This is a genomic window from Embleya sp. NPDC005971 (genome assembly GCF_040629175.1).
In the GTDB taxonomy this organism is placed as follows: Bacteria; Actinomycetota; Actinomycetes; order Streptomycetales; family Streptomycetaceae; genus Embleya.
Genome location: NZ_JBEXUX010000162.1, coordinates 1 through 3,637, shown reverse-complemented (window position 1 = coordinate 3,637; position 3,637 = coordinate 1). Strand labels below are relative to the sequence as shown.

General features: G+C 70.8%; 2 protein-coding genes. Both read right to left on the bottom strand.

Annotated elements, in window-relative coordinates; all coding sequences use genetic code 11:
• Window positions 1-1,299 precede the first annotated feature (1,299 nt).
• Window positions 1,300-1,740, bottom strand: a complete 441-nt coding sequence (locus ABZ374_RS48235; RefSeq protein WP_360325124.1) for a peptidoglycan-binding protein — start codon at window positions 1,738-1,740, stop codon at window positions 1,300-1,302.
• A gap of 411 nt (window positions 1,741-2,151) precedes the next feature.
• Window positions 2,152-2,754 (bottom strand): polysaccharide deacetylase family protein, encoded by a 603-nt coding sequence (locus ABZ374_RS48230; protein ID WP_360325122.1) that lies wholly within the window; start codon window positions 2,752-2,754, stop codon window positions 2,152-2,154.
• Window positions 2,755-3,637: the final 883 nt, after the last annotated feature.

Here is a 3,637-nt window from a genome sequence, read left to right as displayed (position 1 = left end):
GCCCTTCCACCCGCGCACCCACCCCGAAACGCCCGCCGAAGCGGCCCGACCCACTCGGAAAGGCCCCTCGGCGAACCTCACCGGGCCGCCCCTCCCGCTCCGCCGTTGCCAGCGCTTTTCCCGCCGAGCAACGCCCGGGCCTCGCCGAATTCCTTCCCGACATCGGGAAGCTACGTGTGGGCAAACTCCTCGCCGAGTTGGAGATTTCCGAAAGCCGGCGGATCCGGGTCGCAGCCGAGACACCGGCGGCGCATCCGGTGCTTCCACGGACGGGCGATGTTCCGCTGGACGACGCCAGGGGTCCAACCGAGGGCATTCCTGCTGCGTTGGCCGCGCTCTTGGACCCCGATCCTGCGATCCCTGCCGAGGCCCCGGGACGCGGCCTGGGGCCTGTACGCCACTGCCCTTGCGGTCGGCGCGTAGGACCTCGAACGAGGTCGGCCACCCGAGTTGCGCGAACTTCCGTTCCGTGCGGCGTCGTTGCACTCGGTGTGTTCCCTCGCATTCGACGTCGACGACGCGTGCGTGCAGGCCAGGCAGGCCATCAGCCGATTCGGCTCCGAAACTCACCGAACGGTGTCTTCTGCCCCGCCACGCGACCCGCCGCCTGGTACGTCGCCGCGATCCTGCCCGACCCGCGCGCACCCCGAGTTGGAGGCCGTGCGGGGCCTGCGTCCGGTGTTCTTCCGCGTGCGGTGGCCGTGTTCCTGCGCTGCGGCTACCAGGACGTGCGCGGGCCGAGTCGCAGACATGCGAGCCAGGGACTCGCGCGTGTCACCCCGGAGGTCGTCCGCGCGTCCGCCGGCCCAGGAATCGACCGGCGGGACGTTGTCCGAAGTCATCAGGGCCGACGGGTCGTTCCTTCACGTCCGCAGGACCCGCCGGACCCCCTGATGTCGGTGGGCGCGGGTTGCCACCGGCGGCGAGGAGTTGGCGGGTGCGCGGAACCGGTTCGACACCGTGCCCCGCCAAGGGCCGGCCTCCGCCAGGGCAACGGCGACGGCAAGAGCGGCGTTGGGGGACACGGTCATCGTGTTCGCGGTTGCGGTTGACGTTCAGGGTCGCCCGGGCCATGCCGGTCGGCTCCACCATGCGGTCGCAGTCGATCCGCGTCGTCCGCGGCGGCCAACCTGCGGGCGCAGCCTGCTCGTTCAGCGGCTCGGTAGCCTGAAACACCGGCGCACCGTTTCCTACCGGGCGGCTACGCGCGCTGCGTAGTAGGCGGCGACAGCCTAAGGGATCGACAGCCATGGAAGGCCCTGCGTCGGGCAGGACGACATGGCTGCGACCCAGGCGTCTTCAGTCGCCTTCGTTGTTGAAGTAGGGAACCCGGAGCTTCGTCCAGGACGTCAGGCCCGGAATGCCGTCCGCGTCCGGACCCTGGTAGCCGAGCTTGCGCTGCCACATTGCGTAGGACTCCCGGGCGGTCTTCGTCCACAGCGACGTTGGTCCCTCCGGAGGAAGCCAGGCCGAGCAGTCCACTTGGATCAGGCGGACCCCCATCGAGTAGATGATCGGGCTGTCTTGCGAGCTTGTGAAAAAGCCGGCACCGGGGAACGGTACGTAGCTCTCGCTCATATGCGGATCGGTGACCACCAAGTCCAGCCCGATCGGGATCCGGTCCCGATCGGCGATGTGGTTCCACTCGACGAGTTTATCGACGGTGGTTCCGAACCTCGCGGCTATCGCGGAGAGTGTGTCACCCTTGACAACTGTGTAATGCGTGCTTTGTGTCTTCATATTTCCACGCTAGATCAGGTCGATTCATCGTGCGCGGTGGCGAGTTATCCGATTTGGGAGGCTCGGCCGGCGCGCGAGGGCGGGTCGGCGGCAGAAGTCGGATCGCGCCGCAGCCCGAGGGCGTGTGGATGTCGCGCTGTACCGTGCCGACCGCCAGTGGATCTGAGGACGCCGCGCGTTGGCCCACGCGCAGGACTCGGACACGGGCCGAGGTGATGATCCGGTGGCCCGGCACGTTCCCGGGGGTCATTGTCGCGGTGAACGTGGTCTCTCCGGCGTCCTCGCCGTGCCATGCCCGACCTTCGGGACGCCGTCGGGTGCTGCGCCGGAACCGCCCCCGCCGAGCCGATGTGAGCATGCGTTGCTCGTCGAGTGGCACCGACGCGTGGGGTCGGGCCGGGCGTGGTCGTCTCAGCCCGGGAACGCGAATCGGTAGCCGTGGTCCTTCAGCCACGGCAAAAGCCGCGCGAGCGCGTCGATGCTCTGGGTACGGTCGCCGCCCGCGTCGTGCATGAGGACCACGCCGCCCGGGCGCAGCTCGCGGCGCACGTTGTCGAGGATCGTGTCGACGCCGGGCTTCTCCCAGTCGCGGGTGTCGACCGACCAGCCGAGGGGCTTCATGCCGTACGCGGCCGACATCTGGCGCACGGTCGGTGACCACGCGCCGCCGGGCGCGCGGAACCAGTCGACGTCGTGGCCGGGGGCGGCCCGGGCGATCTCGTCGCGCGCGGAGACGATCTCGTACCGGACTCGCGGGGCGGACCGCTTGTCGATCTCCTCGTCGTGCGTGACCGAGTGGTCGCACAGTCGATGGCCGGCGTCGGCCACCCGGCGCACCAGGTCGGGGTGGCGCGCGGCGTTGGGGCCGACCATGCAGAAGGTGGCCTTGACGTCGTACTCGTCGAGCAGCGCGAGCACCTGCGGAGTCCACCGCGGGTCGGGGCCGTCGTCGAAGGTGAGCGCGACCGTGCGGTCACCGGGGTCGGTGGTGCTCCGTACGATGCCGATGGGCACGAGTGGCGGGGGTATGTCCGCGGCCCGGTTCGCCGCCGGCGCGGGCGGGTGGGCCGGTGCGGCGTGGTTGGTGCCGTGGGGCGTCGCGGCCGACGAGGGTGCGCCGGGGGTCTTCGAGGCGGGACCCGTCGGCGGAGCGGAGGGCGCCGCCGACGGCTGCGGGCCCGACGGGCCAGGGGCGCCCGTCTCGGCCGGGCCGGCGGGGGACGCGCCCCGGGCCCCGGGGTCGGGCGGTGCCGGAGCCGGCGCGGTCGTCGTGGGCGGATCCCCGCGTACTGCCCCTGCCTTGTCGCTCCGGGCGGGCCCCGCCCCGTCGTGCCCGGGACCACACGCGGCGACGGTGGTCAGCGCGAGCACGCCGATCACCGCCAGGGCCGGGAGCCGGCGGGCAGCATCCCGGCCGGGGAGCGCGGGGATCCGCCCGCGACGGGCGACGGACGGCTGAGACATCGGGACGGGCTTGGGCACACGAACTCCGGAAAAATCGGCAACAGGTCACGCGTGTCAACGCGACATGATCTGGGCAGAATGTCGACTTTGCTCAAATTCTCCGATTTCGCGCAAGAGGCAACCGTGTGTAAGTACTCATACGACAACCCGTCACCGAGGCTCTCATCTGCGTAATCCCCAAATCGCCAACCCCACCAGAACCACCAGCACCGCCGGCACCGAGCACCACACCCCGCCACGTGACCGACGCCACCACCCCACCCCACCCCTCCCCACCGCCATCGTCGACCCCCACCGCTCCACCACTGCCGAGGGAAAGGCGCCGGCAACGGCGGAGCGGGAGGGCGGTCCGGTGAGGTTCGCCGAGGGGCCTTTCCGAGTGGGTCGGGCCGTTTCGGCGGGCGTTTCGGGGTGGGTGCGCGGGTGGAAGGGT

Excerpts from the sequence above, each read along its gene's own strand:
- ABZ374_RS48235 (WP_360325124.1), bottom strand. The coding sequence starts at position 1,740 with ATGAAGACACAAAGCACGCATTACACAGTTGTCAAGGGTGACACACTC.